Origin of the sequence: Amycolatopsis sp. WAC 01376, assembly GCF_003947415.1 — a bacterium.
GTDB lineage: Bacteria > Actinomycetota > Actinomycetes > Mycobacteriales > Pseudonocardiaceae > Amycolatopsis.
Genome location: NZ_QHKL01000010.1, coordinates 35,907 through 49,495 on the forward strand (window position 1 = coordinate 35,907; position 13,589 = coordinate 49,495).

The 13,589-nt window shown below is 66.5% G+C and carries 15 protein-coding genes; 9 read left to right on the plus strand and 6 right to left on the minus strand.

What is annotated here, in order from left to right; genetic code table 11:
* The first annotated feature begins 264 nt into the window (after window positions 1-264).
* On the plus strand, window positions 265-1,347 hold the full coding sequence (locus tag DMH03_RS37775; RefSeq protein WP_158633156.1) for a class I SAM-dependent methyltransferase: 1,083 nt from the start codon (window positions 265-267) through the stop codon (window positions 1,345-1,347).
* On the opposite strand, the gene DMH03_RS37780 is transcribed toward DMH03_RS37775, so the two are convergent.
* The 5 genes from DMH03_RS37780 to DMH03_RS37800 all read right to left on the minus strand — a co-directional run bounded on the left by DMH03_RS37780 (window position 1,296) and on the right by DMH03_RS37800 (window position 5,597).
* Window positions 1,296-1,733 (minus strand): NUDIX hydrolase, encoded by a 438-nt coding sequence (locus DMH03_RS37780; RefSeq protein WP_125796801.1) that lies wholly within the window; start codon window positions 1,731-1,733, stop codon window positions 1,296-1,298. The two genes, DMH03_RS37775 and DMH03_RS37780, sit on opposite strands and share 52 nt — an antisense overlap.
* A 35-nt stretch (window positions 1,734-1,768) precedes the next feature.
* On the minus strand, window positions 1,769-2,536 hold the full coding sequence (locus tag DMH03_RS37785) for a class II aldolase/adducin family protein (protein WP_125796802.1): 768 nt from the start codon (window positions 2,534-2,536) through the stop codon (window positions 1,769-1,771).
* A gap of 18 nt (window positions 2,537-2,554) precedes the next feature.
* Window positions 2,555-3,685, minus strand: coding sequence for a glycosyltransferase family 4 protein (locus DMH03_RS37790; protein WP_158633157.1), 1,131 nt, complete (start codon window positions 3,683-3,685; stop codon window positions 2,555-2,557).
* 278 nt (window positions 3,686-3,963) lie between these two features.
* On the minus strand, window positions 3,964-4,389 hold the full coding sequence (locus DMH03_RS37795) for a PaaI family thioesterase (RefSeq protein WP_125796804.1): 426 nt from the start codon (window positions 4,387-4,389) through the stop codon (window positions 3,964-3,966).
* Window positions 4,389-5,597 (minus strand): 3,4-dihydroxy-2-butanone-4-phosphate synthase, encoded by a 1,209-nt coding sequence (locus DMH03_RS37800; RefSeq protein WP_125796805.1) that lies wholly within the window; start codon window positions 5,595-5,597, stop codon window positions 4,389-4,391. Before DMH03_RS37800 ends, DMH03_RS37795 begins: the two co-directional genes overlap by 1 nt.
* Before the next feature lie 327 nt (window positions 5,598-5,924).
* Here DMH03_RS37800 and DMH03_RS37805 point away from each other — a divergent pair, with 327 nt between their 5' ends.
* From DMH03_RS37805 to DMH03_RS37825, 5 genes are all read left to right on the plus strand, one after another.
* A complete protein-coding gene (locus DMH03_RS37805; RefSeq protein ID WP_125796806.1) occupies window positions 5,925-6,338 on the plus strand; it encodes an SgcJ/EcaC family oxidoreductase in 414 nt (137 codons plus the stop codon).
* Window positions 6,339-6,374: 36 nt separating this feature from the next.
* Entirely contained in the window at window positions 6,375-7,322 is a 948-nt protein-coding gene (locus DMH03_RS37810; protein ID WP_233611824.1) for an LLM class F420-dependent oxidoreductase, read from the plus strand.
* A 95-nt stretch (window positions 7,323-7,417) separates the two neighbouring features.
* Complete coding sequence (locus DMH03_RS37815; protein ID WP_125796807.1) at window positions 7,418-8,410, plus strand: sigma-70 family RNA polymerase sigma factor; 993 nt, start codon at window positions 7,418-7,420, stop codon at window positions 8,408-8,410.
* A 129-nt stretch (window positions 8,411-8,539) separates the two neighbouring features.
* Window positions 8,540-8,965 carry a DUF2000 domain-containing protein gene (locus DMH03_RS37820; protein ID WP_125796808.1) on the plus strand — a complete coding sequence of 142 codons (426 nt, stop codon included), beginning with the start codon at window positions 8,540-8,542 and terminating at the stop codon, window positions 8,963-8,965.
* Between the two features lie 89 nt (window positions 8,966-9,054).
* Window positions 9,055-10,017: a DMT family transporter gene (locus tag DMH03_RS37825; RefSeq protein WP_125796809.1), complete on the plus strand. Its 963-nt coding sequence runs from the start codon at window positions 9,055-9,057 to the stop codon at window positions 10,015-10,017.
* Here DMH03_RS37825 and DMH03_RS37830 read toward each other — a convergent pair.
* On the minus strand, window positions 9,968-11,170 hold the full coding sequence (locus DMH03_RS37830; RefSeq protein WP_158633158.1) for a pyridoxal phosphate-dependent aminotransferase: 1,203 nt from the start codon (window positions 11,168-11,170) through the stop codon (window positions 9,968-9,970). The two genes, DMH03_RS37825 and DMH03_RS37830, sit on opposite strands and share 50 nt — an antisense overlap.
* A 259-nt stretch (window positions 11,171-11,429) precedes the next feature.
* On the opposite strand from DMH03_RS37830, the gene DMH03_RS37835 reads away from it, so the two are divergent.
* The 3 genes from DMH03_RS37835 (at window position 11,430) to DMH03_RS37845 (ending at window position 13,588) form a co-directional block, all read left to right on the plus strand.
* Complete coding sequence (locus DMH03_RS37835) at window positions 11,430-12,089, plus strand: hypothetical protein (RefSeq protein ID WP_199749180.1); 660 nt, start codon at window positions 11,430-11,432, stop codon at window positions 12,087-12,089.
* A gap of 114 nt (window positions 12,090-12,203) precedes the next feature.
* Complete coding sequence (locus DMH03_RS37840; RefSeq protein WP_125796914.1) at window positions 12,204-12,956, plus strand: SUMF1/EgtB/PvdO family nonheme iron enzyme; 753 nt, start codon at window positions 12,204-12,206, stop codon at window positions 12,954-12,956.
* On the plus strand, window positions 12,953-13,588 hold the full coding sequence (locus DMH03_RS37845; protein WP_125796811.1) for a molybdopterin-dependent oxidoreductase: 636 nt from the start codon (window positions 12,953-12,955) through the stop codon (window positions 13,586-13,588). Before DMH03_RS37840 ends, DMH03_RS37845 begins: the two co-directional genes overlap by 4 nt.
* Window position 13,589: the final 1 nt, after the last annotated feature.

The following is a 13,589-nucleotide window of genomic DNA, read 5'->3' on the forward strand; positions in this document are numbered from 1 at the left end:
AGTGACGTGAGTGCATTCGCAGGTGTCGGGTCGCGAAAATGACACTTTAGGCCAGAGTGTCACAAGTTTGGAGTTCATGCAACGCGATCGAACGGCCGATTTCATGCGAATGGGCCTTGACTGCGGGCTGTGTCGACGCTATCTCTGCCGTGGCCTTGCCGAGTAAGCCAGGATTAGTTCCGGAATGCTTTTCCGGCATGTCCGGAATGGCGTAGGATGGCTGTCGGGGATTTATCGCCGAGTCTTTTCGTGGAGGGCGGGGTCGTGAACTTCACCGATGACGAACTCCTGCGAATCCGGCCGGAGCGGATGGCATCCGCTTATATGGAATACCGGCGATCCGGTTACGAGTTCATCTATCGCGCGGCCTTGGAGAATGGTGTGCTCGACGAGCTCGGCACACCGCGGACCGTGGCGCAATTTGTGGTCCGGCATGGAGTTGCGCCGGGCAAGGCGGTGGTCGCCGAGTTGCTTCTCGAAGCGCTGAACAGGTGCGGAGCGGTTCGCCGAGTCGGTAATCGGCCTTCGCGCTTCAGTGCGGTGACCGATTACGTGCCGCCACGATCGATTGACAATGAGCTGATCCGGCTGGCCACCGGGAAATCGAGTTACCGGGAGCTCGGGTACAGCGGGAGTTTCGGCCGTGTGGTGGCGTCTCTGACCCATGAGGAAAAGCATGCGTTGTCGGGTTTCGATGCCTCGAACGCCGATCTCTGGGATCAGGGAATGCTACTCCCGTACTATAGGTACGCTCGAATGTGTGCGGTGCGCACACTGGTTTCCGCGGGTTCCGATTTACTTGATCTGGCTTCCGGAACCGGATTGGGGCTGCTTGAACTCGCGCGTCATACGACCGGCGGTGGCCAGGGTCGGTTCGTCGGCGTGGAGGTCAGCCCGGACTTCGTCCGAGTCTCGGCCGAACGCACCGCCGATGCTCCCCGGACTCGCATTGTCCAGGGGGATCTGGAACAACCACTCGCCCTTCCCGGTGCGCAGTGCTTCGACGGTGCGATGCTGGTCGGCGCTTATCACTATCTGCGGGACGCGACGCCGATGTGGCAGAGTATGGCGCGGCTGGTGAGAACAGGCGGTGTGGTGTGCTTGGCAATGGCGTACTTCCGCACCGGAAGCTATGACCAGGAACTGGTCGATCTGCGTTACGCGCAAAGGAACCCGGTCGCACACCCCCGTACCCGTGCGCAGGTGATCGCCGAGGCGGGGGAGGCGGGTTTCGTACTGGAGCGCGAGTTCTGGTTCGGCTGCTTCGGCTGGCTCGCTTTCCGCGCTACTGCCGATCAGCGCGGATCGGAAGGCGCGGACAGGACCTCGCAGCCGAATTCCAGATAGGCCACGCGCCCGGCGTCGTGCGCCCGGCGGCAGACCTCGATCCGCCGGGCGATATGCGGTGCCATCAGCTCCCGGAACCTGAGCCTGTCGACGAACTGGCAGGCCGACAGCTCGTCGGCCGGGAGCCTGATCGCGGGGATCATCTCGTCCGGGATCCGGCCGGCGAAGACGAACACGTTCGAATCGTCCCGGCCGGAGCGCGGCGGTATCCAGTCGACCCCGGCAAGCGGACCGAGCACCGGGGCGATGCCGAGTTCCTCGCGCAGTTCCCGCACGCACGCCGCGAGCGGCGACTCGCCCTCCTCGATCACCCCTCCCGGCAAGCCCCACCCCGGTTTATAGGTGGGTTTGACGATGAGAATGCGTTCGCGATCGTCGAAGAGCATTCCCGCGGACGCGCCCCTGGTGCCCGGTCGCGCGCTCAGCGGCTGTTCCCCGAATACAGGCTTTCCGACCAGGTTGAGCCAGGGTGGTGCAGTGCGTCGGGTTTGATCCCGCTGATCCCGCCGTGCAGGGTGGCCTGGAACAACGCGGTCCGGGCGCTGACCTCAATCCGCGTGAGGTTCTCGACGGCCTCGTCGAGGTGGCGGGCGAAGACGAAGACGCCGTGCCGGTAGACCACGAAGCCGAGGCCGTGCTTGTCCAGCTCGTCGGCGCGGGAGCCGAAGTGTTCCAGCATCTGGGGGTTCACTGTGAGAAGGTAGCCCGCGATCACGTCCGGGCGCGATCCCATGCATTCGGCGACATCGATGGTGACCCGTCCGGCGAGCACATCCTCCTTGACGGCGGGGTCGTCCGAGGTGAAGCAGGGTACCTCGCCCATCGTGTCGAGCTTGTTCGTGCAGGAGGGCACGCCGAGACCGAGCGAGGCGAACGCCAGGCTGTACGGTGCGTGGGAGTGCACGATCGCGTTGCAGTTCGGGAATTCCCGGTAGATCGCCATATGCAGTGGCGCGTCCGGGGGCGCCAGATCCGTGGCGCGCTCGACGATCGAACCCTCGGGCCCGTAGACCATCAGGTTGCGGGCGGTGATGTCCCACCGCACGAACGCGGAGCTCGCGGTGGTGCTCACGATGTTCCCGGAGCCGGCGCGGACGCTGACCGAACCACCGGCCGGATCCAGCGTCCCCCAACGCGTCATGTCGCTGACGGCCCGGATGATGTGGTGGCGTTCGGCTTCGTGACCCATTCTGGCGATCCTTTCGATCTATGCCGTCCGGTCGGGTACCGACAGCGGCGAGGGGTTCCGGTTCCACGCGCGAACTTCTCGCGCGAGCCGGGCATAAGCGAGGAAGCAACGGGTCTGGGAGAACGATCGGGCGTTGAGCCGGGCACGGCTGCCCATGGCGTCGAGACGGCTCGCGGGCCACCTCGCGGCCTCGGCCAGCGCGAAGGCGAGGCCGCCGGGATCGTCGGCGGAGTAGACGAGGCCGGTGATCCCAGGTATCACCAGTTCGGTGCTGCCCCCGCGATCCGGCACGATCTGCGGGATGCCGGCGCCGCCCGCTTCGAGCACCGAACGGCCGAAACCTTCGATGTCGCAGGCCGAGACGAGGACATCAGTACCGGCTTGCCACCGATTACCCGGTACATGGCCAGGGAATCGGATGTCCCGGCCGGGGTAGAGCTCGGCTGCCAACCGCCGGAGATCCGGTAACGCCGTACCGGTCCCGTAGATGTTGAGCTGTGCGTGCGCGGCGAGTTCGTCGGGCAGGCGCGCGAAGGCGTGGATCACCCGGTCGATCAGTTTCCACGGCTCGGTTCGGGCGACCACCGAGAATCTGCGTGGCAGCGGTGGCTTCCGGGGCTCCCGGTACAAATCGAGGTGGACGGCGTTGTGGATGGTGACCGCGTTGACCGGGCGGGAAGACAGCTCTCGGATGCTTCTCGTGGCGGCCCGGCTGACACCTACCCAGCAGTCGGCCCGGGAGAGGATGTCCCAGTGGAGTTCGCCGGGCAGACGGGGAACCAGCCGCCGTACTCGGGGGTCGACGGTTCGCAGACGCTGGTCCGCGACGAGGATTCCCCGCAGAACCGAAATGACCGGTACGCCGAAGAAATCCGCCGCCGCGATATCGACCATCGCTGTCCGATGCGCTCCGATGAGCACCGTTCCGGCGGAATCCTCACCGAGTTCGGCGACCAGTGCCTGTTCGTAGGCGTCGTAGTCGGTGACGTGCCGTACGCGAACACCCGGTGGATCAGGCGTGGGGACGCCGTCGTTGCCCCACCAGATGACGACGACCTCGATCCCGAGCAGTTCGCGAAGGCCCCGCGCCAGTTCGAACGTCGACCGCTCGGCGCCTCCGGACGCCGTTGTCAGCCACGTCAGTACCACGCGCCGGAAGAGCGCCTGGCTTGCTGGTGTTCGCGGTATCCATCGACTGGCCATTGGGTGAACTCTGCCAACCGGGCCTACAGGGAGGCCACCGGAACGCCACAAAGATCCTACAACTCGGCGGGATCAGAATCGTCTACTGTGGACCGGTACGGATCGACCTCAGGGGTGAGCCGTAAAGCCTGGCGAAGCGCCTGATCGCTCTGTATGCGCGACAGTCTGCGAAAGCTCGACGGCCCGGCGCTCCTCGATGAGCGCCGGGCCGTCCCGCCGAGATATCAAGAAGTGGGACCGTTCCTGGTCAGCACGGTTCCTTGCGCCGCGGCACTGAGTGTCGTGGTCCCGTCGTCGCCGATCACGTGGAGATCGCAGCGGCAGGTGGCCTGCCGTCGGCCGCTGTGCAGGACCCGCGCCTCCGCCACGAGCCGGATTCCTTTCGCCGGCCGCAGATAGTTGATGCTGAAGCCGCCGGTGAGGACATCCGGGCCGAGCGTGGTCCCTGCCGCGAAGGTGATCGCGTTGTCCGCGGCATAGGCGAGTACGCCGCCGTGGAGATAGCCGTTCTGCTGCAACAGGTCTTCGCGGATGTCGAGTTCCAGGATCGCGGCGCCGTTTCCGAACGAGACCACCCGGGCCCCGAGCAGGACGCTGAACGGCTGCGAGGCGAGGCGCTTCCGGGCATCTTCGAGGGTCAGTGCGGTCATCAGAGCCACGCTTTCAGATCGGCCAAATCCACCATGGGCATTCCCCAGCGCAGCGCCGCGACTTCGAGGTCGGCGCTGCCTGCCATCGTTCCGTCGGGGTTCATCACTTCGCAGCACACGCCGATCGGCGGGAGGCCGGCGGCGGCGCACAACGCGACTGTCGCCTCCGTGTGCCCGGACCGCTCGGCGAGCAGACCCGGCCGGGCGGCGAGCGGGAACACGTGTCCGGGCCGCAGGAAGTCCTTGGCCGTCGCATCCGGATCGGCCAGCTTCCGCACGGTGGCGGCACGTTCGGCGGCGGATACGCCGGTGCCCGTTCCCGTGGCGAGGTCGACCGGTATCGACCACGCCGTTCCCTGCCGGTCGCCTTCCCCGGGCATCGGCGCGATTTCGAGTCGCCGCAGCACTTCCGGCGCGCACGGCACCGCCGGGAAGCCGCAGACCTGCGTCAGCAGGAAGGTGAACGACTCCGGACGGAGCCGGGCGCCGGCGAAGATCACATCGCCCTCGCCCTCGGTTTCCGGGTCCCACACGACGACACCGCCACCGGCGGCGAGTTGGCGCACCACCTTCTCCACACCGGCGCGTCCATCGACGTGACCGGCCCACGGCAACCGGGGCAGCGCCTTTCCCACGGTCGAAGGCGGCGCCTTCTCCACCAACCGGCCGACCAGGTCGAGTTCCAGGTTCACCCGGTCTCCGGTCGCCAGATCGCCGAGTGTGGTGGCCGAGCGGGTCATCGGGAGCAGCACGACCGAAATCCGGTCACGCAGGACCTCGGCGATGGTCACGCTGACACCGTCGAGGGCGATCGGGGTCTTCGCGAGCAGCCTGTCCAGCAGACGCTGCGGCGGCCGGAGCCAGATCCGGCGGGAGCCGCCTTCGTCGTCGATCCGGATCACCTTGCCGACGGCGTCGACGTAACCCTGCACCAGATGGCCGTCCAGCGGATCACCGACCTGAAGCGGCGTCTCGATGTTGACGGCGTCTCCGGCCGCGAGCGCGTCGAACGTCGACCGGCGCCGGGTTTCCGCGGAGAGCGCCGCCTCGAGGACGCCGTCGACCGGCCGTACGGTGAGCCGTACCCCGTTGACGCACGCCGATCCGCCGTCGTGGACGCGGTCCGCGCTTTTCGGCGCCCGCACACGCAGCACGTCGCCCTTGATCTCTTCGACGGTACCCAGCTCGCCGATTCGCCCAGTGAACATCGATCAACACCCCGTCATGACAGCCGTACCCCGGAGAGTCCGGCGACGGCCGGACACAGGGAACGCGGGGTTTCACCGCCTGGCCCCGGAATCACACCGGGTCGTTCCACCCCCTCGGCGGAACCGGCCGACTGTACGGCCACACCGTGGAATCGCACCACGAGTCGATCATAGCCAGATCGAGGGTCGCCTTCGAGGGAAACGCGAGGGCGACGTGGGCCGCCGCGGAAGTTTCCGCCGGATCCGCGACTCCTTTCCACCCGTCGGCCGGTCTTTACTCCTGACCCCGCTTTGGGCGAACCGATCCGGCCTGCCGAGAGGAACCTCATGACCAGCAGCAACGCCAATTCCGCGAACGACGAAAGTGCCGTGCGGGCGGTACTCGACGGGATCTACGCGGCTTGGGCGGGCAACGACGCCGACGCCTTCGTCGCGGCCTACGCCGACGATGCGACAGCCACCATGCCGGGGGGATTCCTGGGGAGCAAGCAGGCGATCCACACCACCATGGCCGCGGGCTTCGCCGGACCGCTCAAAGGTTCGCGCGGGGTCGTGGACGTGCGGAACGTCCGTTTCGTCGGCTCGGACACCGCGGTGGTGAACGCGACGAGCGCCACGGTCATGGCAGGCGATGCCGAGCCGCCCGCCGGCCAGTGGGCCATGGACACCTGGACGTTGTCACGGGCGGATGGACCCTGGCGTGTCGACGCCTATCACACCTGCCCGACCGCGGCGAACTGAAGCCGCACCCAGGACCGGCGAAAGAATCGAGAAATCGTGCCTGTCAAGTTCAGCATTTTCCTGCCCACCGGTTTCGGCCGGGAACTGGCGCACATTCCGGATCCCGTGGACGCCTTCGAAACCGTGAGCCAGGTGGCTCGCGCCGGAGACCGACTCGGTTACGAGACCCTTTGGATCGTGGATCACCTGCACACCATTCCACCGTCCCAGGCGATGTTCTTCGAGTGCTGGACCAGCCTCGCGGCATTGGCGCGCGACACCGAACGCATTCGCATCGGCCAGATGGTGACCGGCAACAACTACCGTAATCCCGCGCTTCAGGCGAAGATGGCGTCCACCGTCGATGTGCTGTCGCACGGCAGGTTCACCTTCGGCATCGGCGCCGGGTGGTACGAGTCCGACTACCACGCTTACGGGTACGAGTATTCGGAAGCACCGGAGCGCCTTCGCCAGTTGCGCGAAGCCGTCCAGATCATCCTTTCGCTGTGGACCGAGGACGAAACGACGATCGAGGGCAAGTACTACCAGGTCGACAGTGCCATCAACCAGCCGAAGGGGGTTCAGCGGCCGCACGTTCCGATGCTGATCGGCGGAGCGGGGGAGAAGGTCACGCTGAAACTGGTGGCGCAGTACGGTGACGTCTGCAACGTGATCGAAAGCCCGGCCGGCTTGGCGCACAAGTACGGAGTTCTCAAGAGGCATTGTGAAGACGCGGGGAGAGATTACGACTCCATTCTCCGGACGACCACTTCGATCTGCATCCTGGCCGACACTGATGAAGAGGCACGGGCTCTCGTGCCGGGTGGCACCGAGGCGATCTATCCCGGCGACGTCGGGGAATACGGTCTGATCGGAAGTATCGACACGATCCATCGGCGCATCGCCGACTACGAGGCAGCCGGTGTCCAGGAGATCGCGATCAGTTTCCTCGAATCCACCGATCTCGATGTCCTCCAGCGATTCGCCGAAGAATTCATCCACTGACCGGTCGATCCGGTGGGCCACCGCCCACCGGATCGACCGGCCCAGTGCCGAGTATGGTCGAGCCGCTCTGTTTCGCGGCCTGCCGGAGGGTCCGTATGGGAGAAGCAACGCCGGACGACGGGGAATTCGTCCGGGCCACCGAGGGATTCCGGCGGGAGCTGCTCGCGCACTGCTATCGCCTGCTGGGTTCGGTGGACGACGCCGAGGACCTCGTCCAGGAGACCTACCTCCGCGCGTGGCGCGGGTATGAACGGTTCGAGGGGAGGTCGTCGGTCCGGGTCTGGCTCTACCGGATCGCGACGAACGTCTGCCTGACCGCGCTCGGGCATCGAAACCGGCGGGTGCTGCCGTCCGGTCTGGGACGACCCGCCGACGACCCATCGGCCCCGCCGAGCATCGCCGGACCCGAGGTCCGCTGGCTACAGCCGATGCCGGATGCCTTGGTGCGGCCGGAAAACGACGATCCCGCGGCGACGGTCGCGGTCCGCGACAGCATCCGGCTCGCGCTCATCGCCTGCCTGCAGTATCTGCCCGCCCGGCAGCGCGCGGTCCTGATCCTCCGTGACGTGCTGGCGTTCTCCGCCACGGAAGTCGCCGACATGCTCGACACCACCACGGCTGCGGTCAAGAGCACCCTTCGCCGCGCCCGGGCCAAGGTCGAAGAGATTTCACCGGCGGCGGAACGGGTCGTCCCGCCCGCGGACCGGGAACTCCGCGCCCTGCTGGGGCGGTACATCGCGGCTTTCGAGAACTCCGACGCGGCGGCTCTGGAAAGCCTGCTGCGGCAGGACGCCACGCTGGAGATGACGCCGGCGAAGACCTGGTTCTCCGGCAAGGCGACCTGCGTTCCCTACCTCACGAAGTACGCGCTCTTCTCGCCTGGAGACTGGCAGATGGTCCCTACGAGCGCCAACGGGCAGCCCGCTGTCGTGGCGTACCTCCGTGGTGAGGACGGTGCCCATCACGCGTTCGCGATCGCGGTCCTGACCCTGGCCGTCGACGGCATCGCCAGGATCACGCTGTTCGGGGAACCCGGGATGGCCGCGAAATTCGGCAGGCCTCAGGTTCGCCCGGTGTCCGACCGGTAAGGACCATCGCCCCGGTCGTCCTGTGCAGGGGCGGGTTTGACGTGCGGGAAGCGTGTCCCTAATCTTGCGTAACCATGAGGGTGGTTACGCTGGGATCCACCCCGTGGACGGAAAGGGCAGGAGACCCGTATGAGCACCGCAGGTCAGCCGTACAAGGTGGCGATCGTCGTCGATGAGGGCTTGCCGTCGGGCTTGGCCGCGAACACCGCGGCCGTGCTGGCCCTGAGCATCGGCAGGCAGGTCGAGACGATCATCGGACCCGTGATCAAGGACGGTGACGGAAGCGCGCACGCCGGAATCACCACGATCCCGATCCCCATCCTCACCGCGGCCGCGGACAAGGTGCGGGAGATCAGGAACGACGCCTGCACAAGGGATGTCGAACTGCTCGTCGTGGATTTCACCGACTGCGCGCAGAAAACCCGGAACTACGCCGACTACGGCACTCTCCTGGAAGCGGCGACGGGCAGTGAGATCAACTACCTCGGAGTGGCGCTGTACGGGCCGAAAAAGGCAGTGCAGCGGCTCACCGGGAGTCTGCCGCTGCTGCGCTGACGCGGTCGCCGTTGACAGCCCTCCGCGGCGACCTTAGCCTGAAAGCGTAACCACCAGGGTAGTCACTAGTATCGACGCGGGGGGCCGGGTTGACCAGGATCAAGCAGGGCAACGAATTACCGAATCTCGCACCTGGCGCGCAGGCCACGGAGCCCGCTCCCTACGGCCCGGTGGTCTGCGTGGTCCTCGCGGCCGCGGTGCTGAGCAGCTCCTACACGCTGACCAAGGTCGCGCTGCGCGACGTGCCTCCGCTGACCATCGGCTTGATCCGGTTCGCGCTCGCCGCATTGGTGCTGGCGGTGTGGGTCCACGTCATTCGCCGGTACCCTCGGCCGTCCGGCGCGGACCTGCGAAGGCTCGCGATCGGCGGACTGCTCGGCATCACGTGCTACTTCGCCATCGAGAACATCGGGGTGCAGTTGGCGACGGCCGCCGACGCGGCCTTGCTGGTCGCCGCGTACCCGGCGATCACCGCCTTTCTGGAATTGGTGATCTACCGCCAGCGGACCCAGGTGAGCGGTCTCATCGGCATCGCGTTCGCCATCGTCGGGGTCTGCTTCGTGGTCGGTTACGCCCCTTCCGCGGGCGGGAGCCGATTGATCGGCGACATCTTGCTCGTGGTGAGCGGAGTCGTGTGGGCGCTGTACAACTTCGTCACCCGGACCGTCGCCAATCGGTATCCCACCCCCGTGGTGCTCTACTACCAGTCGGCCGCCGGGGCGGTCGCGTTCGTGCCACTGGCCCTGATCGAGGCGGACCAGTGGCGTATGCCGGAGCATCCGGCGGCGACCGTGGGTTCGCTCGCGGCCCTCACCGTCCTGTGCTCGATCGCCGGGCTCGGCCTGTATGCCAAGGCGTTGCAACGATTGCGCCCCAGCACCGCGGTGAACCTGCTCAATCTGGTCCCGATCTTCGGGCTGCTCATCGCGGTCGTCACGCTCGGGGAGTCGGTGACCCCGTTGCAGTTGGCCGGCGGGATCGTCGTGGTCATCGGCGTCACCATCACCACCCGCTACGAGCACCGGAAGTCCGGCCGCCGGACTGGGTCGTGACCTGGGATTCTCGATCGACAAAGGAGATCAGGCGCTTCGCCCCTTCCACGATCCGGTCTTCCGACGTGGTGAGGGACAGTCTGAGATAACCCCTTCCCGCCGGTCCGAAGGCGGAGCCCGGCGCGACCGCCACCCCGTGCCGATCGAGCAAGCGCGACGCGAATTCACGGTCGTCCACGCCAGTGGCGGTGATGTCGATCCAGGCGTAGAAGGCCCCCGCGGGTACGGCAGGCCGGGAATCGGTGTGGCCGAACACGCCGAGCAGGGCGTCCCGGCGGTTCCGATAGGCCTCACGCATCTCGGCGACCTGGTCCTGCGGCCCGGTCAAGGCGCTGAGCGCCGCCCATTGCGCCGGTTCGCTCACGCAGGCGAGCAAGGACTCCTGGCACTTGGAGACGACTTCGGCGGCGTCGGCCGGAACCGCGAGGTACCCGACACGCCAGCCGGGCATCGCGTAGGTCTTGGAAAAGCTGTAGGCCGAAATGACCCGGTCCTGCGCCACCGCGGCGGCACTGGTGAAGGTGTCGTCGAAGGTGAGTTCGTCGTAGCACTCGTCGGAGATGACCCAGAGACCGTGGTCGCGGGCGAAGTCCAGCAGTTCGCGCATCCGCGTCCGGCCCACCACCGCGCCGGTGGGGTTCGACGGCGAGTTCAGCAGCAGCACCTTGGTTTCCGGTGTGACGAGCTGTTCCAGTCGCCGCACGGAAGGGGTGAATCCCGCGTCGGCGTCCAGTGGGTAACGCTCGGGACGGAGCCGGAGCAGCCGGGCCATCGTGAGGTAGTTGGGCCAAGCCGGATCGGGAAGCAGCACCCCGTCCCCTGGCCGGGTCACCGCGAGCAGAGCCGCGAATATGCCCTGGCTCGCGCCCTGTGTCACCACGACCTGGTCAGCATCGACTCGGTACCCGTTGCGCGCCACTATTTTCTCGGCGAGAGCCGCGCGGAGGTCCGGGAGCCCCGCGCTGGGCAGGTAGTGGGTGCGGCCCGACCGTGCCGCGGTGTGCGCCGCGTCGACCACGTGAGCCGGCGTCGGAAAGTCCGGATCTCCGATGTCGAGCCGGATGGCGTGCGCATGCCGGGCGGCCAGAGCCGCGATTTCCCGGATACCGGAATTCGGTAACGCGCTGGCGGCCTCATTCAACTCGGCCATCATGATTCCCCCTTGGTTAGTCAGGTCGGGCACGGCGACTGCTCGCGGAAAAGGACCAGGCGCGTCCGAGGACAATTTCGGTAAGGTGATCGATACGCCCCGGCGCGGGCGGCAATGCCACGCTGATTCGAAGTTGTAGCCCATTTCCGGCGCCGGGTCAAAGCGTTGACTTCCGGATCATCACTGCTAGCATCGGGCACAGTAACCATGAGGGTGGTTACTGATCTTGGTCCGGTCGAGCCGGGCCCTAGGGGGTATTGGCATGGGGAGCCAGCATGAGCGTGTCCAGGATCGGCTCAGACCCGAGACGGTCGGCAAATCGGTTCGGGAACTGGTCGTCCGTTCCTCGGAAGCCCGGCCTGATGACGTGATCGCGACACTGGGACCGGCGGGGACCAGCAGTGAGGCGGCGGGCTGGCATTTGGCGGGCCGTCTCGGCATCGCGCGGGATATGGGGGCGGTCGAGCTCTTCCCGTCTTACGAAGAAGCCTGGGCCGCGGTGAAAGAGGGGCGGGCGAGCAGATTGCTCGTCGCCAACGCGTACCAGGGCGTCAGCGAGTTCTACATGGACCGGGTACTGGGTCTCGAGCGGGCGTTCGTCTTCGACACGCCGTTGTACGGACTGGCTTCGCGGCAGGATCGCCCGTTGCCCTTGACCTGCCAGATCAGTACCCATCCGGCGCCCGTCGCGCTGATCCGGCAGTTGCTTCCACCCGGCTACGAAGTGGCAGAAGTGGATTACGCGTTGTCCACCAGCGCGGCCGCGGAACGTGCCGCGAACGGCGAAGTGGACCTCGCCTTGACCACGAGACCTGCCGCGCAGCGGCACGGACTCCGTTTCATCTCACGGACCAGGACCATTCGAATGCTGTGGTCCGTCTTCACCCGACTGCCTCCCGGTGACCGGATTTCATCGCAGTAGGCAGAACAAATCGCAATCGGCATACTCGAACGTCAATCGCCGTGAAACGGTGAGCTGGCTTCGGCATGCCCGATTTATCGATTCTTTCGTCCAAGGAGATCAGTTGTGGGCAGTATGATGCTGGAATCCGTTCAGCTCATTCACGGCGGACGGTTCAGACGGGGGTCTTCGCTCTCACCGGACGAGCAGCCGGTCGCCGAGATCGAACTCAGTCCGTTCCACCTCGACACTTATCCGGTGCTCAACCGCCAGTTCGCCGAATTCATCGAGGACGGCGGATACCGGCAGGCGCAGCTCTGGACGCCGGCGGGATGGTCGTGGCTGGAGTCGACCGGGGCGACCCGGCCGAACTACTGGGACGACCCGCTCTGGTCGGCGCCCGAGGTGCCGGTCACGGGGGTGAGCTGGTGGGAGGCACTGGCGTACGCCCGCTGGGCGGGCAAGACGCTGCCCACCGAAGCCCAATGGGAGTACGCCTGCAAGGGCACCGCGGGGAACACGTACCCGTGGGGCGAGGACGAACCGGACCTGACCCTGGCGAACTTCGCGCCGGACTGCGACCCGGTGGAGCGCCGGCCGACCAGTCCCGATCACTTCCCGCGCAACGTCTCCGCGTTCGGTTGCCACGACATGGCCGGGAACTTCGCCGAATGGTGCCTGGACAACTATGCGATGGCGTATCGCACCTCGGGGAAGGATCCGTTGTACCGCACGATGGAAGAGGACGACCACGTGGCACGGGGTGGCTGCGGGCTGCACGACGCCGACTACCTCCGAAGTTCGGCACGAGACCACTACCACCCAGGGCTCCGGGACAACCTGATCGGCTTCCGGTGTGCCCGCCCCGTGGACGGAGCGGACTCGTGAACGCACCCACTCCCACCAAACGAGGACGTAAACCCAGCTCACTCCGCTACTACCAGGACGGCCCACCGGAGCGGGTCGACCTCGACGCCTGGCGCCTGGAGGTCGCCGCTCCCGGCGGAATCCTCAGGCGGCTGACCCACAGTGATCTCCAGCCGGTGGCAAGGGTGGAGGAGTCCCGCCGGTACGTCTGCGTGTGCAACTGGAGCGTGCGGGAAGACTGGGGTGGCGTCCTGCTCGAAGACGTGTTGCGGCTTGCCGGCTGGCAGGGCACGGGTGAAGGCCTGTACCTCCGGCAGCGGAGCATCGGCACGCCGGAGAAGGGCGTGTACGAATCGACCATCCCGCTCGGTGACGCGATCGCCAGGCGTGCGCTGCTGATCGACCGCGTCAACGGCGGAGAACTGCCCCTCGAACGCGGCTACCCGCTACGGCTCATCGATTTCGGCCTCTACGGGTACAAGAGCGTCAAGGGACTGAGCGGACTCGAGATCACCACCGAGTTCGAGTTCGGCGAATGGGAGCGAAAAGCCGGTTACGAACTGGACGGGCAGATCCGCCCCAAGCGGTACCGCTTCTGCGATCTCGGCAAGCACCACTTCATCGATCGACCCGGCGAAGTGACCGAGCTGTGAA